Consider the following 20,222-nt stretch of genomic DNA (forward strand, 5'->3'; position numbering starts at 1 on the left):
GCTGGAAGGACCTATCGACATCGTGAAAATCTCTCGAAACCGCGGAAGCAAGACCAAAAACCGCACAAGGCAATGAGTCAGAAAAATTGTTGAAATCGGCTAACTTGGGTGGATTGGGCTCTGCCCTGGCGCAGAGTGCCGCTGCGATCGGCGCCGACGGCGATCCAAATATCCTGGTGTTGCCCGAGCATTCGCGCACGCTCGGCAAACCGGTGGCGTCGAATCCCTACGGCGTGCCGTCGTCCTTCGAGACCAATCTGCTGCGGCGCGAATCGCCTGGCCTGACGCGGGTTTCGGCGGCGTCGGTGGCGTTCACGCCGCTGCAGGGACTGTTTGGCATCATCACTCCGTCCGGCCTGCATTTCGAGCGCCATCACCAGGGCTGGCACGACATCGATCCCAGTAAACACCGCCTGATGATTAACGGCATGGTCAAGCAGCAGAAGATCTACACGATGGATGACCTGATGCGTATGCCATCGGTGTCGCGCATGCACTTCATCGAATGCGGCGCGAACACGGCGATGGAGTGGGGCAATGTCGCGGTACCTTCCGTGCAGTATTCGCACGGCATGCTCAGCTGCAGCGAATTTACCGGCGTGCCGCTGTCGGTATTGCTGGAAGATTGCGGATTCGACAAGCGCAACGCCAAGGTGGTGCTGGCCGAAGGCGCCGACGGCTCGTCGATGACGCGCACGATCCCGATCGACCGCGCGCTCGACGACGTGCTGGTCGCCTGGGGCATGAACGGTGAAATGCTGCGTCCTGAGAACGGCTATCCGCTGCGCCTGGTGGTGCCGGGCGTGCAGGGCTTCTCCTGGGTTAAGTGGCTGCGCCGGATCGAAGTGGGCGACCAGCCCTACGCATCCAAGGACGAAGCGATCCATTACATGGACGCGATGCCAGAAGGTACGTTCCGCCAGTACACCTCGGTGCAGGAATGCAAGTCGGTGATCACCAGCCCGTCGGCCGGACAATCGCTGCTCGATACCGGCTTCTACAACATCACCGGACTGGCGTGGTCGGGCCGCGGCAAGATCAAGCGCGTCGACGTGTCGGTCGACGGCGGCAAGAGCTGGCGCACAGCGCGCCTCGAAACCCCGGTGCTGTCGAAATGCCTGACCCGCTTCAACATCGACTGGGAGTGGAGCGGCGATCCGGCGGTACTGCAATCGCGCGCCATCGACGAGACCGGCTACGTGCAGCCGAAAATCAATGAACTGAGGGCGGTACGGGGTACGCGCTCGATCTACCACAACAACGCGATCCAATCCTGGCAGGTTGCACAATCCGGGGAGGTAACCAATGTCCAGGTTTATTAACATCACCGCAACCGTGTTGGCCCTCGCGCTGCTGGCGCCGGCCGTGCAGGCCGCAGCACCGCTGACCAACTTAGGGCGCCCGGCAACGACGAAGGAGGTCGCTGCCTGGGATATCGACGTGCGGCCCGACTTCAAGGGGTTGCCGAAGGGCTCTGGCAGCGTGTCGGCTGGCATGAAGGTATGGGAAGGAAAATGCGCCTCCTGCCACGGCACTTTCGGCGAGTCGAACGAGGTGTTCACGCCGATTGTCGGCGGCATCGGGCCCGATGACATCAAGACCGGCCGCGTCGCCTCGCTGACCAACGGCAAGCAGCCGCAGAAGACGACGCTGATGAAGGTGGCCACGGTGTCGACCCTGTGGGACTACATCAACCGGGCGATGCCGTGGACGGCGCCGAAATCGCTGACCACCGATGAAGTATACGCGGTGACGGCCTACATCCTGAATATGGGCGAGATACTGCCCGACGACTTCGTGTTGTCGGATAAAACCATCGCGCAGGCGCAGCAGCGCATGCCGAACCGCAACGGCATGTCGACCAAACACGGCATGTGGGACGTGCGCGGCAAGGGCGACGTCGCCAGCGTCGCCTGCATGAAGAACTGCCCGGTGGAAGCGACGATTCGTTCGTCTCTGCCGGAGGCATCGCGCAACGCGCACGGCAACCTGGCGCTGCAGAACCGCACTTTCGGCGCCGTGCGAGGCGTCGATACAAGCAAACCGGCGCCGGCCGCCCGGATTGGCGCCGCCGCCAATGCAGCGCCGGCGGCTGTGGTCGCAGCGCCTGCCAATGCCAGCGCCGGCATGGCGCTGATGCAGCAGAACGTCTGTATCGCTTGCCACGCCGTGTCAACGAAAGTGATGGGCCCGAGCTTCGTGCAGGTGGGCGATAGATACCGCGCCGACCCGACCGCCGCAGGCAAACTGATCGAGAAGGTGAAGAACGGCAGCAGCGGCGCATGGGGGCCGATCCCGATGCCGCCGCAGGGCCATGTCAAGGATGATGACATCAAGGCGCTGGTGCAGTGGATTCTCGCCGGCGCGAAGTGATTAGTGTGTTTTTCAATGGAGAAGTAATGAAGAAAGTTTTGTTTGCAGTGACCATATCGATCGCTTGCGGTAGCATCTTTGCAGCTGAGCATCGTGTCAAGATGGCCAACACGGGCGCCGATGGGTCAATGGTGTTCGAGCCGGGTTTCCTGCGCGTTGCCAAGGGCGATACTGTCAAGTTCATCAAGGTCGATCCGGCCCACAACAGCGCAGCAATGGTGGTGCCGGCCGGCGCGACTGCCTGGAAAGGCAAGCCGGACGAGGAAGTGAGCGTCACGCTGAATCAGGAGGGCGTCTACATCTACGTGTGTGATCCGCACAAGGTCATGGCCATGGCGGGGGTGATCCAGGTCGGCAAGCCGGTCAACCTGGTGGAGGCGCAGAAGCAGGCCGATATCCTGTCGAAGGGTTTCGTCATGAGCAAGGACCGCCTCTCGAAAGGCGGTTAAGCCAGCGCCGCGACAGCAACCCTTTACACAGAAAAGGAAAATGAGATGGGTAACCCAATGCGTATCCGCGCCAGCATCGCTGGCGACATGGTGGAAGTGAAGATCCTGATGCGGCACGATATGGAGACCGGCCAGCGCAAGGACGCCGCCGGCGCCGTGATTCCCGCGCACTACATCAAGACCCTCGTCGCCAAGCACAAGGACAAGGTCGTGTTCGACGCCAACTTCGGGCCGTCGGTGTCGAAGGACCCGTTCCTGTCGTTCAAATTCAAGGGTGGCGCCGCAGGCGACAAAGTGATCGTCACCTGGGTCGATACCGCCGGCGACATGCGCACCGACGAAGGCACGGTCAGCTGACTTGGCAACACCCCGGTTCCACCACCCCAATGCGGCACAGACCGCATGACGACGAACGAAGGAGACGACATGATCAAGAAACGCTTTGGCGTGGTTTGCGCAACACTGCTATGTGCGCTGGCGCCGGCGATGGCGCAGACTTCCGCAACGGACGAAATCGCCAAATACCGGCAGATGCTGGCCGATGGCAATCCGGCCGAACTGTGGGAGATGCGCGGCGAGGAGTTGTGGAAGGCCAAGGCCGGGCCGAACAAAGTGTCGCTCGAACAGTGCGACCTCGGCAAGGGCACCGGCATCGTCAAGGGCGCGTATGTCGAACTGCCGCGCTTCTTCAAGGACACCGGCAAGGTGATGGACCTTGAACAGCGGCTGGTTTACTGCCGCATGACGCTGCAGGGCCTGAGCCACGAAGAGGCCGTCAAAACGCCGTTCGGATCGGCCGGCAAACAATCGACCATCGAGCCGCTGGTGGCCTACATCACGTCCGAGTCGCGCGGCATGAAGATGGCCGTGTCGACCGCGCATCCGCTGGAAAAACGCGCCTACGAGGCCGGCAAGCAGATGTTCTTCTACCGCGGCGGTTCGCACGACTTTGCCTGCGCCACATGCCACTCGGCCGACGGCCAGCGCATCCGGCTGCAGGAGCTGCCGAACATTCTCAACAAGGCTAACGCACAGGCTGCCTACACCACCTGGCCGGCGTATCGCGTCTCGCAAGGGGAGGTCCGCACGATGCAGCACCGGCTCAACGACTGCTTCCGCCAGCAGCGCTTCCCCGAGCCGGTGTACGCCTCCGAGGCGATCACCGCGATGACTATGTTCCTGGCAAAAAATGCCGATGGCGGTGTCTACGCCGGCCCGGCCCTGAAACGATAAGGATAAGCGATGACTCCGATGCGAAAAATAGTGGCCGTCGTCGTGGCGACGCTGACCGTTGCAGGCTGCGCCAGCGTGGTTGGCGAGACCGATTACGGCCATGTTGCCCTCGACTTGATCAAACAGGATTTTCGTTCCAAGGGCCCGGCCACGCTCGAGCGCGTCACGGTGCAGGACGACGCGCAACAGCTGTGCAGTACCTTCCCGAAAGAGCGCAGCAGTGAGGTCAACGCCAGGATCGAGGCGGCCCAGTTGAAGACGGTCAAACTCCCGGCCGACGGCAAGTACCTCGGCAAGTGGCAGGAGGGCGAGAAGGTCGCGCAGAACGGCCGCGGCATGCAGTCGTCCGACGCGCTCGGCGCGCCGAACGGCGGCAATTGCTACGCCTGCCACCAGATCACCAAGCAGGAAATCTCGTTCGGCAACATAGGGCCGAGCCTGTACCAGTACGGCAAGGTGCGCGGCGGCAGCGACGAGATCGTCAAATACACGTGGTGCAAGATCTACAACGCGCAGGCGTACACCGCCTGTTCCAATATGCCGCGCTTTGGCCACAACGGGGTGCTGACGGAGGCGCAAATCAAGGATGTGATGGCGCTGCTGCTCGACCCGGCCTCGCCCGTCAACAAGTAACCGCGGCGCACCGGCGCATTTTCCCGCAGGGCGGGCAACACGCCGCGCCCGCATACACCGCAAGGAAGAACGATGGGAATGAATCGGCGCGAATTTGCGCAACTGCTGGGCATCGCCGCTGCGGGCGGCATGCTGATCAACTCGAAGGCGGCGCTAGCGGGTACGGCCACGGCCGGCAATCTATATGACTTGCCGCGCTTCGGCAATGTCCACTTCCTGCATTTCACCGACTGCCATGCGCAGCTGAAGCCGGTGTATTTCCGCGAACCGAGCATGAACCTGGGCGTCGCTGCTGCGTCCGGTCGCATCCCGCACTTGGTCGGCGATCAATTGCTGCGGCGTGTTCGGCCTGAAGCCGAACACGCCGCAGGCGCACGCTTTCACTGCGCTCAATTTCGAACAGGCCGCGCAAACGTACGGCAAGGTCGGTGGCTTTGCCCACCTTGCAACGCTAGTCAAGCGGATGCGCGCCGGCCGGCCCGGCGCACTGCTGCTCGACGGCGGCGACACCTGGCAGGGCTCCGGCACCGCGCTGTGGACCAAAGGCCAGGACATGGTCGACGCCTGCCTGCTGCTCGGCGTCGACGTCATGACGGCGCACTGGGAAATGACCCTGGGTGACAAGCGGGTGCAGGAAATCGTCGGCAAGGACTTCAAGGGCAAGGTCGATTTTGTCGCCCAAAACGTCAAGACCAACGATTTCGGCGACCAGGTGTTTGCCCCTTATGTCATCAAGCAGATGAACGGCGTGCCGGTGGCGATCATCGGCCAGGCCTTTCCCTACACGCCGATCGCCAACCCGCGCTATCTGACGCCGGACTGGAGCTTTGGCATCCAGGAAGAGAACATGCAGAAAATGGTCGACGAGGCGCGCGCGAAGGGCGCCAAGGTCGTCGTCGTGCTGTCGCACAACGGCATGGACGTCGACCTGAAAATGGCCTCGCGCGTGCGCGGCATCGACGCCATCATGGGCGGCCATACTCACGATGGCGTGCCGGTGCCTGTGGTTGTCAGCAACGGCGGCGGCAAGACGCTGGTGACGAACGCCGGCAGCAACAGCAAGTTCCTCGGCGTGCTCGACTTCGATGTGCGCGAAGGCAATGTCAGGGCGTTCCAATATCGATTACTGCCGGTGTTCTCGAATTTCCTGCCGGCCGACCGCGACATGACAGCGTTGATCAACAAGGTCAGGGCACCCTACGAGGCGAAGCTCGGCGAGAAGCTGGCAATGACCGAAGGCACACTCTATCGCCGCGGCAATTTTAACGGCACCTTCGACCAGCTGATCATCGATGCGCTGATGGACGTCAAAGGCGCCGACATGGCATTCTCGCCGGGCTTCCGCTGGGGCACGTCGCTGTTGCCGAACAGCCCCATCCTGATGGAGCACCTGATGGACCAGACCGCGACGACCTATTCTTACAGCACGCTCACGGACATGACAGGCAGCACCATCAAGACGGTGATGGAAGATGTCGCCGACAACCTGTTCAACAAGGACCCGTATTACCAGCAGGGCGGCGACATGGTGCGCGTCGGCGGCATGACTTATGCCATCGAGCCGAATGCGGCAATGGGCTCGCGCATCAGCGACATGCGCCTCAACGGCAAGCTGATCGAGGCCGGCAAGACCTACAAGGTGGCCGGCTGGGCGCCGGTGGCGGAGGGCGCGCAGGGCGAACCGGTGTGGGACGTTGTGGCACAGTGGCTCATGGCGCACAAAACGGTGACGCCGCGCACGCTGAATACGCCGCGCCTGATCGGTATGCAGGGCAATGCCGGGATGCTGGCATGAACACCATTTCAACCAACTCGGCAAGGAAGCACATGCGCGTCAAGAACTGGATCCTCATCGCCTCTGCCTGCGCTACGCTGGCCGTTGCGCACACTCAGGCGCAGGCAGTCGAGGCGGCGGCGGTACCGGCCAGCAAGCAGACTACGGCCGGCCGCTACCTCGATGCGCGCGAAGCGTATGCCCTCAAACAGAAGCTGGGCGCAAAGGCGTTTTTCGTCGACGTGCGCACGCGCTACGAGGTCTCGTATGTCGGCATGCCCACCGTCGCCGATGCGAACATCGCGTACGTCGAGCATCCGGACGATGCGCCGTGGGACGACAAGGCCGGCCGCTTCAAACTCGAGGTGAACAGCGACTTCGGCCCGGATCTGGCGCGGAGGATGGCGGCCAAAGGCCTCGGCAAGGGCGATGTGGTCATCGTCATGTGCCGCTCGGGGGACCGCAGCGCACGCGCCGCCACGCTGCTGACCCAGTTGGGCTATTCGAACGTGTTCAGCGTGGTCGACGGCTTTGAAGGCGATATCGCCACCAGCGGACCAAAGCAGGGCCAGCGTGTGGTGAATGGCTGGAAGAACGCTGATCTGCCGTGGAGCTACAAGCTCGATAAAGAACGCATGACCATGCCAAAGCTTTGACGTGAACAGCGCGATGAGATCCTATTCGTCATCGAATCGCCGTCGACCTGCCAGCCATGCGGTGCCGCTGTTGGCCGCGTTGGCGATCTGCGGCGTGTTCGCCGGCAGTGCCGAAGCTGCCGCCAGCCCTGCACTGGCGGCGCCGGTCGACCTGCATGCCGACGGTGCACTCGCCGCCACGCGCGGTAGCCCACTCGTCGTATTGTTTTCGCTGCCGGAGTGCCAGTATTGTGCCGTCGTGCGCCGCAATTATCTGGCGCCGCTGACGCGCACGCCGCGCGAGGCGGACCGCCTCGTCGTGCGCGAACTGGAGTTGACCTCCACGACGCCGCTGGCCGGATTTCACGGCGAACGAACCAGCGGCAGCTTGCTGGCGGCGCGCTATGGCCTGGCGGTGGCGCCGTCCGTCGTCATGCTCGACCGCGACGGCAAGCTGCTGACAGCGCCGCTGCTTGGCGGCGACGTCGCCGGCATGTACGGCGCCTACCTAGACCGGGCCCTCGACGAAGCGCGCGCCAAACTGGAGGGCGCCGCTTCGCTGCGCTCGATCGATCCCAAACCCTGATTTCTTCCAATGAGAGCCGCCGTAAAAAACGAAGACACCGAACGATCGAGAGCCGCGCCGCAGGGGTGCCGCGGTTGGCTTTTCAGCCTGGCAGCGGCGCTACTGGCGTTAGCCGCCGGCTCGGCCTGCGCGCAGCAGATGGTGCTGACGCCGGTGAAGATAACTCCGCATGTGTATTATTTCCATGGCCATACCGGCATGGCCGATCCGGCCAACCAGGGCTTCATGTCGAATGCGGCTTTGTCGTCACGCCGGACGGTGTGGTGGTATTCGACGCGCTCGGTACGCCGGCGCTCGGCGAGGCAATGGTGAGCGCCATCCGCAACGTCACGGCGCAGCCGATCCGGCGTGTCATCGTCAGCCATTACCATGCCGATCATTTCTACGGACTGCAGGCGTTCAAGGCGGCCGGGGCTGAAGTATGGGCGCATGAAAATGGCCGTCAGTATCTCGCGTCGGACATCGCACCATCGCGCCTGGCGCAGCGCAAGAACGATCTCAAGCCGTGGGTCAACGAGAAGACGCGGCTGGTGCCGGCCGACCGCTGGCTGCATTTCGATGCGGGGAAGACGATTCAGTTCGCGCTCGGCGGCGTGCATTTTCGGGTGATCGACATGTCGGGCGCGCATTCGCCGGAAGACATCATGCTCGCGGTCGACGAAGACAAGATGCTGTTTGCCGGCGACCTGTTCTTCACTGGGAGGATTCCATTCGTCGGCGAAGCGGACAGCAAGGTCTGGCTCGGTGCCCTCGACGAGATGTTGAAGATTGCGCCGGCAGTCGTAGTCCCCGGTCACGGCGAAATGTCGCGCGAGCCGCTCAAGGACCTGCAGCTGACCCGATCGTACCTGCTCTTCCTGCGCCGCGCGATGGGCGATGCGGTGGCCGACATGATACCGTTCGAGGAGGCCTATCAAAAAACCGAATGGAAGACGTTTGCTTCCTATCCGGCCTTCGTCCAGACCAACCGGATCAATGCCTATCAGACGTACCTGCTCATGGAGCGCGAGAGCCTGCTGGCAAAGTAGTACCCCACCACGTCAATCACACGGAGCTTCCATGAAAATCGTTCGTACCCTCTTTGCCTTACTGGTCCTTGCATTCGCTGCCTGCTCCGTCGCCGGAGCGGCGGACAGGGAAGAGAAGGTCGTGTATGACATGAATGACGGCAGCAACCCGATGGCTGGCCTGAACAATATCCGCAATCACCTAAACGCCAGTCCCAAGGCGAAGATCGTGGTCGTCACGCATGGACCTGGCATCGACTTCCTGCTCGACGGTGCAAAGGACAAGAACGGCAATCCTTACGACGCCGTGGTGCAGGAACTGGCCAACCGGAATGTCCAGTTCCGTGTCTGCAATAACACGCTGGAGGCACGCAAGATCGACCGCAAGCGCGTGATTCCCGAAGCGACGATCGTGCCTTCCGGCGTCGCCGAAGTGAGCCGGCTGCAAGCGCAGGAAGGCTACGTCTACATCAAGCCTTAGCCGTTGTCACGCTGCTGGCTTGCGCGCCACCATGCCGAGCAGGGCGGAGGGGCCGACATGCTGGGTGCCTTCGTCAAGCACGCCGTCGTACTCGCACAGTTCGATGATCTCGAGCGCGGCAAACGCTTCGCGCATCATGTCGCCGGTGTACAGGTGGTTCAGCAAGCCCGGGCCGTCAGTTTTGTAGTCGAGCTGCTTGGGCGTGTAACCCTGCACGATCAGGTAGCCACCTGGCTTGAGCGTAGCGACCATGCGGGCAAACAGGCGCCGCCGCATCTCCGGTCCGCCAAACTGGATAAATATGGCAACAACGACATCGTAGGCCTCGGGTTGCCAATCCCAGGAGTCGCAATCATTCACGTGCAGGTTCACGCTGACGCCAGCGCGGCGTGCCAGTTCGTCAGCCTTCGCAACTCCGACCGGGGAAATATCGAAGGCGTCGACCAGCAGGCCTTGCTGCGCCAGCCAGACGCTGTTCCTGCCTTCGCCATCAGCGACGGCCAACACCGATTTGCCGGCAGCGAGCAGCGCGAGGTGGCTGGCCAGATAGGCGTTCGGCGCCGTACCGAACAAGAAATCCGGGCCGCCAAAGCGCGCGTCCCAGGTTTGCATCGGATCGCTGAAGTAATTGTCATGCGCCATGCGGCAGCCCCAGGTTCTGGTTGGCGGGAACGGCGATGTCGATCAGCTTCGGTTTCGGCAGGTTCAGCGACGCCATCAGGGCGGAAAATTCTTCCTTGCTGCGGTTGGCAAGGCGCGCATTGTGGTCCTTCTCCCAGCCGATCGTCGATACCGATTGTCCCTTGTAGTCATGGCCGGGCCACATGCGCGTTGCATCGGGCAGCGTAAACAGCTTGCCGACGACGCTGTCGTAAAGGGCCGTCGAGCTGCCGCTCTGAAAGTCGGTGCGTCCGCAGCCGTCGATCAGTAGCGTGTCGCCGGTAAACACGTTGCCGCGCCAGAGGTAACTGACGCTGCCCCCGGTGTGGCCCGGCGTGTGCAGCACCTCGATCCGTTCACCGGCGCCGAAGCGGATGACGTCGCCATCGTTGAGCTGCACCTCGGCTGGCGTAATGCCGCAGCCGGATGGAACAGCGGCTTGGGCGCCGGTGACCTCGCGCAGTCTGCCGGCCGACGTCACGTGGTCGGCGTGCGCGTGCGTTTCCAGCACGTAGGCAAGCTTCAGGTCGAGCCGCTCAATATGGGCCAGGTCGCGCGCCCAATGTCGCTCGACCGGGTCAATGATCACCGCTGACTTATCGTCGTCGGCGACCAGGATATACGTAAAGGTCGACGATTCGACATCGAATAGTTGAATAGGATTGAGGTTCATCGCGGGTCTCCAAAGAGGCGGGGTTAAAGGCAGTTTACAATGCCGACTTGACGATCATGCCGACGGCAACTGCGGCCGACACAACGGCGAAGCCGATCTGAAGATGGGGGCCGGCCAGGCGCGCCGATACCATCCGGCCGCCCAGCATGCCGGCAAGAGCACCAGCGGAAAACGGAATCGCGACGCTCCACACCATGCCGCCAGTGGCGGCGCTGGTGACGACACCGGTCACCGACACCAAGGCGATCACCGCCAGCGAGGTGGCCACGACTGATCGCATCGCCAGATCGGTGTAGCGCTGCAGCGCGGGCACCATGACGAAGCCGCCGCCGACACCGAGCAGGCCCGAAAGCAGGCCGGCGACGGTGCCCGACAGCGCCAGCGCCCGCGCGCAACTGCTGGTCCAGATGAAGCGGCCGGTTGCGCGATCGCGCTTGCACGGATGCAGGGAATGGACATTGGCCGCGACGGCAACCGGGGGGCGCGTTGCCTGGCGGAAGGTGCGGAAGGCCACCAGCAGCAGGATCATGGCGAACAGGATGCTGAGCCAGCGGTTGTCGAGCCGGTGCGCCAGCCACAAGCCGAGCGGCGAAAGCAGCATGCCGGCCGCGGCGATCAGCATGGCGGCGCGGTAGCGCACGATGCCCTCGCGCAGCCCCAGCACTGCGCCCAGCGCAGCGGCCATGCCAACTGCTAACAGGCCGATCGGGCCGGCCTGGGCGACGCCCATCTGGATGCCGAATACCAGAAGCGGCACCGCGAGGATGCCACCGCCGGCGCCGGTAAGCGCGAGGATGACGCCGACGACCAGTCCCAATGCGAGCACGATCAACATGGCGTTGTCCCTCAGGCTGCTTGCTTGCGGCGCGCCGGCAGGCGTTCCAGCAATTCGAAGATCACCATGCCGGCCACCATTGCCGCGCCAAAAATGAGCGGCTTATTGCCGCCGCTGGCGAGCGATGCCAGCGCCGGGCCGGGGCAGTAGCCGGCCAGTCCCCAGCCAGTGCCGAAGGCCAGGCCGCCCAGTACCAGCCGGCGGTCGATATGGGTTGCGGTGGGCAGGCGCATGACGTCGCCAAGCAGCGACTTGTCGCGCCCGGCGGCAAAACGGAACGCGACCAGCCCGACCAGGATGGCGCCGCCCATGACGAAACCGAGCGAGGGATCCCAGCGGCCCGCGAGGTCAAGGAATCCGATGACCTTGGACGGATCGGTCATGCCGGAGATGATCAGGCCGATGCCGAAGACCAGGCCGACCACGAGTGCCATGATGATGTGCATGAGGTGCTCCTTATCCGATGAGGTGACGAACGATGAAAACGGTGACGAAGCCGGCCGCCATGAAGGCTGCCGTGGCCACCAGCGAGCGCGGCGACAGTCGCGACAGCCCGCACACGCCGTGGCCGCTGGTGCAGCCGGCTCCATAGCGCGTGCCAACGCCGACCAGCAGGCCGGCGACAACCAGCGTGGCGGTGCCTGCATCGACCTGCACTGCGGGCAGGGGGGCGAACAGGCCATAGGCAGCAGGGGCGGCGACCAGGCCGAGCAGGAATGCGATGCGCCACGCGATGTCGCCCTTCGGCCATTGCAGCAAGCCGCCAAGGATGCCGCTGATGCCGGCGATGCGGCCGTTGAACAGCACGAACAGCGCCGCGGCCAGTCCGATTAATGCACCGCCGGCCAGCGAGGCCCACGGCGTGAAATTTGCCCAATCGATCATCATGATGTCGCTCCCTTCGGTTTCTCACAATATAGTCGGTACAGTGTCTCCATCACCGCCATTGCCTCGTTGCTGGCGATGCTGTAGAAGATCTGCTTTCCTTCGCGCCGCGTCGTCACCAGCGCTTCGTCGCGTAGCACGCCGAGCTGCTGGGAAAGGGTGGGTTGCTGAATCCCCAGGATAGTTTCGAGCTCGCTCACGCAAAGTGGGCCTTGCGAAAGCTGGCACAGCAGCAGCAGCCGGGCCGGGTTGGCGAGCACTTTCAGCAGGCCGCATGCCTGCGATGCCGCCGCGCGCATCGCGGCCGGGTCAAACTGGACGGGTTGGTTCATGGTCGATCATTCCTTGTTTCGGCTTGCACGCAAATATTATATGGCACAATAAAATATAAATCAATATAATATAGGCGTAGGCCGCGCTGCGGTCACGGAACCATCATCAACTGGAGAGAGAAAATGACAAGCAACTACGGATTTGGCAAGACGGTGTCCTGCGCGTTCGACGAGGCGATTCAACGTGTCACAGCGGCCTTGCAGACGGAAGGATTCGGCATCTTGAGCGACATTGACGTCGCCGCCACCCTGAAAAAGAAGCTGAATGCAGACATGCCGGCGTACCGGATACTGGGCGCATGCAACCCTGCGCTGGCACAGCGGGCGATCCAGGCCGAGCCTTCGATCGGCCTGCTGCTGCCGTGTAATGTACTGGTGCGCGAAGTCGCCGATGGCAACGTCAGCGTGGAATTCATGGACACCGATGCAGTACTCAAGCTGGTCGGCAAGCCCGACATCGCCGCGCTCGCCGGCGAGGTGCGCCAGCGGTTGCAACGGGTAATGGCTGCCGTGTAGGGTGGCGCCGGCCGGCTTTAGGCAGCCGCCGGCAAGCGCAGGCGCGCCACAAGGCCACCGCCCGGCCGGGCGCTGAGCCGGAGGTCGCCGTCGAAACGCTTGACGATTGTCTCGACGATCGACAAGCCAAGGCCGCTGCCTTGTCCGCGTCCATTGCGCCAGAATCGTTCGATGGCGCGCTCGCTTTCTTGCTCGCTCATTGCGCAACCACGATCTTCGACGTAAAACACGATCGAGCCGTCACTCGTTTCGAATCGCAAGAGTACCTCGCTATCAACCGGGGAATAGCGAATTGCGTTGTCGAGCAGATTGCGAAGTGCCGTCACTGCGAGGGCGGCCGGCATCGCCAGCACGCTGTCCGGACCTTCGGCGGCGACAGCGACCTGGCGCGTCAAATCAGGCGCGATCTGCGCCAGCGCTGCGTGTGCCACAGTGGCGGCGCCGGCGACATCATTGCTATCGAACAGGAACGGTCCGTCAAGGCGAGCGAGCATCAGCAATTGTTCGATGGTGTGCTGCAGCCGGCGAACTCCTTGCTCCGCATGCTGCAACGCCAGCTCTTTGCCATCGGAGTGGGGTGACAGGCGGGCCACCTGAATGTGTGTCTTGACGGCCGTGAGCGGAGTGCGCAGCTCATGCGCCGCATCGCCGGTAAAACGGCGCTCGCGTTCCAGCGCCCCGCCGACGCGCGCCAGCAGCGCATTGATGGCCGCCACCAGCGGGGACAGTTCGGCCGGCACACGGGTGCTCGGGACGGGGTGTAGTGCATCCGGTTCGCGCGCAGCGAGCGCGGCCCGAATCGATTCGAGCGGGGCAAGGCCATTGCGCACCCCGATCCAAAGCGCCAGCAGGCTGCCAACAGTGGCGATTATTACGGGAATCGCCGCCCCAGCCGCAACGCCGCGCAGCAATTGTTGGCGGCGTTCGACGCGATCGGCGGTCGTCACCCGCACGCCATTTTCGTCCAGCGTGAAGCTGCGCCAGCGTTCGCCGCCGATCGTTCTGGTCCGGTAACCGGGGGCGGCGATGCCGAGCTGCTCGGGACTGTTGGCGGTGCGCGCCACGACGCCGCCCCGCAGCATGCGAATTTTGCACGCCACCCCGTTCATCGCGCCAATCGATGTCACCGTGCGCGCCGGCGACATCGCCGGTTGCTTCGCCGGTGATTGGGCCAGCAAGCCTGCCACCATGTGCGCTGACGCCGCCAGCCGCTCATCCAGCGCGGACATGAATTCGGCGCGCAGATCGACCAGCATCCAGGTCGATGCCGCTACCCACAGCACGAGGAACGGCAGGCCGATGACCAGCATTAGCCGCAGCCGCAGGCTCATGGTCCGGCTGCGCCGAGTCGATAGCCCAGCCCGCGCACGGTTTCGACGATCCGCGGGCCGAGCTTGCGGCGCAAATGGTGGATGTGCACGTTGATCGCATTGCTCTCGACGTTGTCGGCCAGTCCGTAGAGCTTGTCGTTGATTTGGTCGGCGCTCAGGATCCGCTTGCCCGCGTGGAGCAGCGCTTGCAGCAACGCCAGTTCCCGGCGCGATAATTCGACCACGTCGCCGCTCAAGGTGACGACGCACGTGGCCGGGTCGAAGCACAACGCGCCGTGGGCGATCAGATTGACGCTGCGCCCGCCGGCGCGGCGGTGCAGGGCATGCAGTCGCGCTACCAGTTCGGCCAGTTCAAACGGCTTGAGCAGGTAGTCGTCGGCACCGGCACGAAGCCCCGCCACGCGATCCAGCACGTTATCGCGCGCAGTCAGGATCAGGATCGGCAGGTCTTTGCCGGCACCGCGCCAGCGCCGCAGCAATGCCATGCCGTCTTCATCTGGCAGACCAAGGTCGAGGATGGCGACGTCGAACGCAGTCGTTGCGAGCGCCGCACTTGCCGCGCTCGCCGTGTCGGCATGATCGGCCGTGATCGACGACAGCCGCAGGGCCGCGAGGATTCCGCTCGCTACCAACTCATCATCTTCGATTAGCAATACATGCATGGATTAACGCGCAGAAAATTCCATCATAGCAGCCCTCGCGCTGGGTCGCATCGACGCCGACTGCCGCCATTTCCTTAATGCTGCCGTAATCGGCCGCAGGTAAGCTATGGCGATGAAGACATTCGCAACAGAACAATCAAACGCGCATTGCGCGGCGCTGTCAGCGTCAGCTGCAAGGGTCGTATGAACCGAGGAATGCCAAGCTGATGGGTACGGTGGCGATCGGCCCGATGTCGTTTTCCGTTGACGTACTGGCAATGCTGGCGTCGATTCTGCTTGCCACGACAGTGGGTAATCGGGTGGCGCGCGCACGCGGTGCGCACGCCGATGCGCTGTTGTGGATGTCGATCGCTTGCGCACTGCTGGCGGCGCGCGCGGCCTACGTGCTGCGCTACAGCGATGCGTATCTAGTCCATCCATCGAGCATTCTCGACCTGCGCGATGGCGGCTGGATCGGATGGGTCGGCGTGACGGCCGGCGTCGCGGTGGCAACCTGGCTGGGCTGGCGGCGACCGGCGCAACGCCCTGCGCTGGCGGCGGCAACGGCAGCCGGCCTGGCATTGTGGACGGGAGTGGCGCTGATCGCCGCGCTGCAGCCGAAGCTTGAGGTCGGCATTCCCGCCGTCGAACTGACCACTCTGCGCGGCGAACCGACGCAATTGCAGACATTCGGCGGCAAGCCGCTGGTCGTCAATCTGTGGGCCAGCTGGTGTCCGCCGTGCCGGCGAGAAATGCCGCTGTTGCGCGACGCACAGTTGCGCCATGCGGAAGTCAACTTCGTCTTTGTCAATCAAATGGAATCGTCCGCCGCAGTGCGACGTTATTTGGAGGCATCGCACATCGAGCTCGATAATGTTCTGCTCGACCAACATAGCGCGCTGTCGTTGGCAATCCGTTCGCAAGCATTGCCGGCAACCTTGTTCTTTGACGCCAGGGGCCGGCTGGTCGAGCGCCGCCTGGGCGAACTGTCGGCCGCCAGCCTGGCCCAGCGGCTCGCCCGCATTGTCAAAGTAAAAGCCTCCGACAACCACATGGAAACTCAATGACACTCCCGATGCACTTTAGGAATATGAACCCGCGCTCCATCGCCGCCGCCCTGGTTACTGGCGGCGCCGCGCTGATCGCTTCCACAATGGCGTTCTCGGCCGACACCTATCCGAAAGCGATTCGCCAGGCCGTCGATTCGGGCGTCAAGGTGGTTCGGCAGTTCCCTGCCGTCTCCGGACTGACAGGGTGGGTGTTGGCCCAAGATGGCCAATATTCAACCGTGTACACCACCGCCGACAAGAAAACCTTGCTGGCCGGCGCGCTGATTGGCGAGCGCGGCGAAAGCATCAGCGCGCTGTATGAAGAAAAATACGTGCCGAAGCCCGATCTCGGCGTATTGTTCTCACAACTGGAGAAATCGACCTACGTCACAGAAGGAGCCGTCTCGAGCGCGAAAGCGACCGTCTACGTGTTCGTCGACGCCAATTGTCCATATTGTCACTCCGCATGGCTAGCATTTCAGCCATACGAAAAGGCCGGCCTCCAGGTGCGCTGGATTCCCGTCGCCACCCTCGGGCCGACCAGCATGCCGAAGGCGATTGAAGTGATGGTTGCGGCCGACAAGCTGGCGGCGTTTCGCGCCATGGAAGCGAACCACGGCAAGGCGTGGACCGCTTCGGCACAGTCGAGCGAGGCCGCGCAACCGGGTACGGCGGCGGCGATCCGTCGCAACGGTGAGTTGATGCAGCGTTTCGGCATCGCCGGTACGCCCGGGTTGATTTGGAAAGACAAACAGGGCAAGGTCCAGATTCGCAGCGGCATGCCGCGCCTGTCGGAGTTTCCGGCCATTACCGGACTGCCCGAACAAAAGAACGAAGACGGCGCGCTGGATAAATTTCGCTAGCATTCTGGCGCGGATATCGCCTCGACGACCAGCGCGGGGACAATGACCTCATCCGCGCCCTGACAATGAACTACTGGAGCCGCACATGACGATCAAATTTGAGTTGATAACGGCCGGCCTCGCGCTGGCGCTTGCAGGCAGCGTGGCCGCCCAACCGCCAGCGCCGCCATTCACGACGCCGTCCGACTCGACCATCCCGTCGGGACCAAAGGGATTGGCGATCCAGGAAGGTAAGAAATTGCTCACTGAAACCCACCTGCGGCTTCCGAAGAACGTTGGCAATGGGTTGAATTGCACCAGTTGCCACCTCGCTGGAGGAACCACCGCCAACGCCTCGCCCTGGGTGGGCATTTGGGGCGTGTTTCCCGAGTATCGCTCGCGCAGCGGAAAAGTCATTTCGCTGACGGAGCGGGTCAACGATTGCTTCCAGCGCTCGATGAATGGCAAGCCGCTCGCTTACGATTCGGCGGAAATGAACAATATCCTCGCGTACATGCAGTGGCTGTCGACGGGCGTGCCGACTGGGACGAGCGTGAAGGGGCGCGGATTTGGTCCGTTCGACCAAAAGTTGAAAGCCAACCCTGGGCACGGGCAGGAAGTCTACGCCGCCAAGTGCGCCAGTTGTCATGGCGCCACTGGTGCCGGCACCAAAAACCCTTCGGGTGGTTATCTGTTCCCGCCGGTAGCGGGCAAGGACTCCTTCAATGACGGTGCGGGCATGGCCCGCACCTATACCGCCGCCGCCTTCGTCAAACATAACATGCCGCTTGGCCAGGGCGGTACCCTGAGTGATCAGGACGCGCTCGACGTCGCCGAATATTTCACCCACCTGCCGCGCCCGGTCTACAAATTCAAGGCAAAGGATTGGCCGAAAGGCGACAAGCCGAAGGATGCGCGCGGTTGACGTGGCAGCCGCACGCAGGTGTGGGGCAACGCAATGTTGCGAAGGTGAGTCATCCATCTGCTATTGCCACAGGAAAAGAAAAGTTGCTTTGGGATATTTTTGATTTTGATTGATAATGAAAGGGCGCCGAGATATTGATCAGCGCCCTTTTTTTACTTGAGCGGAACGATACGATGAAATTACGTAACAAAATGGCGACCTGCATGGCGGTTGTTTTTGCATTTTTCGCCGTCGCGCTCGGGTAGCGATTTCCGGGATGCAAAATGCCGCGACACAGTTCGAAAGGTTTATCGAACATGACCAGGCGTTCCTCGCCGTACGGTGATCGCCGGAGACTGCATCGGCAACGTCGAAATAGAAGGAATCAGGATTGTCGCTCCCACCCAGGCGCAGGCGCCGCTGGCGAGCACAATGACCAGCGGTTTGCGCAATTCGGCCGAACGTCCGGTGCCGTGCGCCGCCGTTGCGAACGCGGCGAATATTGCGACGACGTCGGCGAAACCGCCATCGCCCAGATCCAGCATGCGCAATGGCGAGTCGGCATAGGCATCGAGGTGGGTCAGCACGAAAATGAGGCGGCCGGCAACGACGGCCGCAGTGATTACTTTGCTCAACACCGGCATCACATTGATGCGCCTGTAGCGCCAGAACCACCATGTTGAGGCAACCGGTGCGAGCAGCGCGATGCTTGCAATGTATAGCTGATTCACGTGCCCTCTGCATTCAATATCGACCAGTGCGATGGCGCCGGCGAGATTCCGCAGAGCGATGGATGCTGCAATGGTATGCTAACCCCAGCCCGATAACGAGTCATTAACGCGGGGCCGAAACGATGCGACGCGCGGGGCGGTCGGAGCCATCAACAGAGCACAAGCACATCATGAGGTGAACTTTGAGCGAACAGATATCGCGATCCCGGATCCAATCGCTTGCCGCCGTCTTTCTTCTGGGGTTAGCCCCGCCGGTGCTCGCGCGCCTGCCGAAGCTGGTGCTGGTGACCGCGGAAGACGTCGAGGCTTCAATACACGGAGCATGGGTAAAGATGATTTATGCCGATGCGTGCGCGCGGATTGGACATGCCATGACGCTCCAATCGTATCCGGCGCGGCGGGCAACGGCGATGTCCGATGCCGCCATGGTAGACGGCGAGATCAACCGGGTCAGTAATTATGGGACGCTGCATCCTGACATGATCCGCATCGACCCGTCTCACTTCTCGATGAGTTTTTGCGCGTACGGGTATCCCTCGCAGCGCGTTGGCGAAGGGTGGCGTGGCTTGGCGGAGTTCGGTAACCCGCGGATTGAATACCGCAACGGGGTGGTTAGGTGCCGGGAAATGCTCGGCGCGCTTTCCCCGGCCGTGCAGGTCTCCGTCGCAAATAATGCGACCTTGGCGCTGCGCAAACTCGCGCAGCGCCGTACTGACCTGTACGTCGACATAGATAGCGTGGTTGAACGTGCGCTTCTGCAGCCGGAATTCGCCGGTGCCGGGATTCGGCCCCTGTCGGTGGTCGAGACGGTCGAGATGCACTGTTATATTCACCGTTCGAAGCGCGAGTTGGTGCGCCCGTTATCGCTTGCGCTTGCAACGATGCTCAGGGACGGCAGCGTTGAACGCTATCGCAAGGCAGCAATTGCCGCGGCGAGCGGCGCGCGCAAATATTTTTGACGCACATCAACGTTTTTTAAGATCGCATCAATACACTGGTCTGATCGTATGGTCGGATGATCGGAGAATGTATGCAATTGCGAAACGACTCTTCGCGCTATGGCTGGCTATCTGTCAGTCTGCACTGGGTGATGCTCGCCCTGCTTGTAGCGGTCTACGCCAGTATGGAATTGCGCGAATTCTATCCAAAAGGCAGTGCCACTCGCGAAGCGATGAAAACATGGCACTACGTGCTCGGACTGTGCGTGCTCGCATTGGCGACGGGACGCCTGGCCATTCACTTCGCCGGGCCGGTGCCGGCCATTTCGCCGGCCCCGCCGAAATGGCAAGCACAGGGGGCAAAGCTGATGAAAGTGGTGCTGTATGTGTTCATGCTCGGCATGCCAGTGTTGGGTTGGCTTCTTCTCAGCGCCAAAGGGACGCCGATTCCATTCTTTGGATTACAGCTCCCCGCACTGCTGACTGAAAACAAGGATTTGGCGGAGACGGTCAAGGAAGTCCACGAAACTGGCGCGACGATTGGCTATATTCTGGTAGGCCTACATGCGGCGGCAGCCTTATATCATCACTATCTGGTACGCGATGACACGCTGCGCCGGATGCTGCCGAAACGGCATGCGCGGTAATCACCTCGCCGCAACGCCTGCGGCAACTCCGACTCTGCGTTGCTATAATCTCAATAAGCTCGCGATA

Annotated in this window: 26 protein-coding genes and 1 pseudogene; 17 read left to right on the forward strand and 10 right to left on the reverse strand. The window is 62.4% G+C overall.

Annotated features, from left to right (window positions below):
* Window positions 1–89 precede the first annotated feature (89 nt).
* The 11 genes and pseudogenes from soxC to ACP7DD_RS23965 all read left to right on the forward strand — a co-directional run bounded on the left by soxC (window position 90) and on the right by ACP7DD_RS23965 (window position 9,171).
* The gene (gene soxC, locus ACP7DD_RS23915) at window positions 90–1,322 is read left to right on the forward strand and encodes a sulfite dehydrogenase (RefSeq protein ID WP_426177553.1); all 1,233 of its coding nucleotides are present in this window, start codon (window positions 90–92) and stop codon (window positions 1,320–1,322) included.
* Window positions 1,306–2,373 (forward strand): c-type cytochrome, encoded by a 1,068-nt coding sequence (locus ACP7DD_RS23920; protein WP_426177555.1) that lies wholly within the window; start codon window positions 1,306–1,308, stop codon window positions 2,371–2,373. The genes soxC and ACP7DD_RS23920 overlap by 17 nt, the downstream gene beginning before the upstream one ends.
* A 26-nt stretch (window positions 2,374–2,399) precedes the next feature.
* Window positions 2,400–2,822, forward strand: a complete 423-nt coding sequence (locus tag ACP7DD_RS23925) for a pseudoazurin (protein ID WP_426177556.1) — start codon at window positions 2,400–2,402, stop codon at window positions 2,820–2,822.
* Window positions 2,823–2,867: 45 nt separating this feature from the next.
* Window positions 2,868–3,179: a thiosulfate oxidation carrier complex protein SoxZ gene (gene soxZ, locus ACP7DD_RS23930; protein ID WP_426177558.1), complete on the forward strand. Its 312-nt coding sequence runs from the start codon at window positions 2,868–2,870 to the stop codon at window positions 3,177–3,179.
* A 69-nt stretch (window positions 3,180–3,248) separates the two neighbouring features.
* Window positions 3,249–4,055, forward strand: coding sequence for a sulfur oxidation c-type cytochrome SoxA (gene soxA / locus ACP7DD_RS23935; protein ID WP_426177560.1), 807 nt, complete (start codon window positions 3,249–3,251; stop codon window positions 4,053–4,055).
* A gap of 18 nt (window positions 4,056–4,073) precedes the next feature.
* The gene (gene soxX, locus ACP7DD_RS23940; RefSeq protein WP_426177612.1) at window positions 4,074–4,688 is read left to right on the forward strand and encodes a sulfur oxidation c-type cytochrome SoxX; all 615 of its coding nucleotides are present in this window, start codon (window positions 4,074–4,076) and stop codon (window positions 4,686–4,688) included.
* 78 nt (window positions 4,689–4,766) lie between these two features.
* Window positions 4,767–6,483, forward strand: a pseudogene (gene soxB / locus ACP7DD_RS23945) (thiosulfohydrolase SoxB).
* Window positions 6,480–7,118, forward strand: a complete 639-nt coding sequence (locus ACP7DD_RS23950) for a rhodanese-like domain-containing protein (protein ID WP_426177562.1) — start codon at window positions 6,480–6,482, stop codon at window positions 7,116–7,118. The pseudogene soxB and the gene ACP7DD_RS23950 overlap by 4 nt, the downstream one beginning before the upstream one ends.
* Before the next feature lie 13 nt (window positions 7,119–7,131).
* The gene (locus ACP7DD_RS23955) at window positions 7,132–7,683 is read left to right on the forward strand and encodes a thioredoxin (protein WP_426177564.1); all 552 of its coding nucleotides are present in this window, start codon (window positions 7,132–7,134) and stop codon (window positions 7,681–7,683) included.
* A gap of 65 nt (window positions 7,684–7,748) precedes the next feature.
* Window positions 7,749–8,711, forward strand: coding sequence for an MBL fold metallo-hydrolase (locus tag ACP7DD_RS23960; protein ID WP_426177566.1), 963 nt, complete (start codon window positions 7,749–7,751; stop codon window positions 8,709–8,711).
* A 31-nt stretch (window positions 8,712–8,742) separates the two neighbouring features.
* Window positions 8,743–9,171, forward strand: a complete 429-nt coding sequence (locus tag ACP7DD_RS23965) for a DsrE family protein (RefSeq protein WP_426177568.1) — start codon at window positions 8,743–8,745, stop codon at window positions 9,169–9,171.
* Window positions 9,172–9,177: 6 nt separating this feature from the next.
* Here the strand turns inward: ACP7DD_RS23965 and ACP7DD_RS23970 are convergent, their stop codons facing one another.
* Genes ACP7DD_RS23970 through ACP7DD_RS23995 form a run of 6 tightly spaced genes read right to left on the reverse strand, consistent with a single transcriptional unit; the run spans window position 9,178 to window position 12,556 of the window.
* On the reverse strand, window positions 9,178–9,813 hold the full coding sequence (locus ACP7DD_RS23970; protein ID WP_426177570.1) for an SAM-dependent methyltransferase: 636 nt from the start codon (window positions 9,811–9,813) through the stop codon (window positions 9,178–9,180).
* Entirely contained in the window at window positions 9,803–10,504 is a 702-nt protein-coding gene (locus tag ACP7DD_RS23975; RefSeq protein WP_426177572.1) for an MBL fold metallo-hydrolase, read from the reverse strand. Before ACP7DD_RS23975 ends, ACP7DD_RS23970 begins: the two co-directional genes overlap by 11 nt.
* Window positions 10,505–10,538: 34 nt before the next feature.
* A complete protein-coding gene (locus ACP7DD_RS23980; RefSeq protein WP_426177574.1) occupies window positions 10,539–11,339 on the reverse strand; it encodes a sulfite exporter TauE/SafE family protein in 801 nt (266 codons plus the stop codon).
* A gap of 11 nt (window positions 11,340–11,350) precedes the next feature.
* Window positions 11,351–11,785 (reverse strand): YeeE/YedE family protein, encoded by a 435-nt coding sequence (locus ACP7DD_RS23985; RefSeq protein WP_426177576.1) that lies wholly within the window; start codon window positions 11,783–11,785, stop codon window positions 11,351–11,353.
* Between the two features lie 10 nt (window positions 11,786–11,795).
* Window positions 11,796–12,227 carry a YeeE/YedE family protein gene (locus ACP7DD_RS23990; RefSeq protein WP_426177578.1) on the reverse strand — a complete coding sequence of 144 codons (432 nt, stop codon included), beginning with the start codon at window positions 12,225–12,227 and terminating at the stop codon, window positions 11,796–11,798.
* Window positions 12,224–12,556, reverse strand: a complete 333-nt coding sequence (locus tag ACP7DD_RS23995; protein ID WP_426177580.1) for a metalloregulator ArsR/SmtB family transcription factor — start codon at window positions 12,554–12,556, stop codon at window positions 12,224–12,226. The genes ACP7DD_RS23990 and ACP7DD_RS23995 overlap by 4 nt, the downstream gene beginning before the upstream one ends.
* A gap of 123 nt (window positions 12,557–12,679) precedes the next feature.
* Between ACP7DD_RS23995 and ACP7DD_RS24000 the strand changes: the two genes are divergently transcribed.
* Window positions 12,680–13,072, forward strand: a complete 393-nt coding sequence (locus tag ACP7DD_RS24000; RefSeq protein WP_426177582.1) for a DUF302 domain-containing protein — start codon at window positions 12,680–12,682, stop codon at window positions 13,070–13,072.
* A gap of 17 nt (window positions 13,073–13,089) precedes the next feature.
* On the opposite strand, the gene ACP7DD_RS24005 is transcribed toward ACP7DD_RS24000, so the two are convergent.
* Complete coding sequence (locus ACP7DD_RS24005; RefSeq protein ID WP_426177584.1) at window positions 13,090–14,403, reverse strand: ATP-binding protein; 1,314 nt, start codon at window positions 14,401–14,403, stop codon at window positions 13,090–13,092.
* Entirely contained in the window at window positions 14,400–15,065 is a 666-nt protein-coding gene (locus ACP7DD_RS24010) for a response regulator (protein WP_426177586.1), read from the reverse strand. Before ACP7DD_RS24010 ends, ACP7DD_RS24005 begins: the two co-directional genes overlap by 4 nt.
* A gap of 206 nt (window positions 15,066–15,271) precedes the next feature.
* Between ACP7DD_RS24010 and ACP7DD_RS24015 the strand changes: the two genes are divergently transcribed.
* From ACP7DD_RS24015 to ACP7DD_RS24025, 3 genes are all read left to right on the forward strand, one after another.
* Complete coding sequence (locus ACP7DD_RS24015; RefSeq protein ID WP_426177588.1) at window positions 15,272–16,111, forward strand: prolipoprotein diacylglyceryl transferase family protein; 840 nt, start codon at window positions 15,272–15,274, stop codon at window positions 16,109–16,111.
* A gap of 23 nt (window positions 16,112–16,134) precedes the next feature.
* Window positions 16,135–16,956, forward strand: coding sequence for a thiol:disulfide interchange protein DsbG (gene dsbG / locus ACP7DD_RS24020; RefSeq protein WP_426177589.1), 822 nt, complete (start codon window positions 16,135–16,137; stop codon window positions 16,954–16,956).
* Window positions 16,957–17,041: 85 nt separating this feature from the next.
* Complete coding sequence (locus tag ACP7DD_RS24025) at window positions 17,042–17,860, forward strand: c-type cytochrome (protein ID WP_426177590.1); 819 nt, start codon at window positions 17,042–17,044, stop codon at window positions 17,858–17,860.
* A gap of 49 nt (window positions 17,861–17,909) precedes the next feature.
* Here the strand turns inward: ACP7DD_RS24025 and ACP7DD_RS24030 are convergent, their stop codons facing one another.
* Both ACP7DD_RS24030 and ACP7DD_RS24035 read right to left on the reverse strand, forming a co-directional pair.
* On the reverse strand, window positions 17,910–18,158 hold the full coding sequence (locus tag ACP7DD_RS24030; RefSeq protein WP_426177592.1) for a hypothetical protein: 249 nt from the start codon (window positions 18,156–18,158) through the stop codon (window positions 17,910–17,912).
* Window positions 18,148–18,570, reverse strand: coding sequence for a hypothetical protein (locus ACP7DD_RS24035; protein ID WP_426177594.1), 423 nt, complete (start codon window positions 18,568–18,570; stop codon window positions 18,148–18,150). Before ACP7DD_RS24035 ends, ACP7DD_RS24030 begins: the two co-directional genes overlap by 11 nt.
* Before the next feature lie 182 nt (window positions 18,571–18,752).
* On the opposite strand from ACP7DD_RS24035, the gene ACP7DD_RS24040 reads away from it, so the two are divergent.
* Together ACP7DD_RS24040 and ACP7DD_RS24045 are read left to right on the forward strand one after the other, a co-directional pair.
* Complete coding sequence (locus tag ACP7DD_RS24040) at window positions 18,753–19,529, forward strand: hypothetical protein (RefSeq protein ID WP_426177595.1); 777 nt, start codon at window positions 18,753–18,755, stop codon at window positions 19,527–19,529.
* A gap of 71 nt (window positions 19,530–19,600) precedes the next feature.
* Complete coding sequence (locus ACP7DD_RS24045) at window positions 19,601–20,155, forward strand: cytochrome b (protein ID WP_426177596.1); 555 nt, start codon at window positions 19,601–19,603, stop codon at window positions 20,153–20,155.
* The last annotated feature ends 67 nt before the right edge of the window (window positions 20,156–20,222 follow it).

The organism is Massilia sp. TWR1-2-2, from assembly GCF_049897565.1.
GTDB lineage: Bacteria > Pseudomonadota > Gammaproteobacteria > Burkholderiales > Burkholderiaceae_D > JAFCUW01.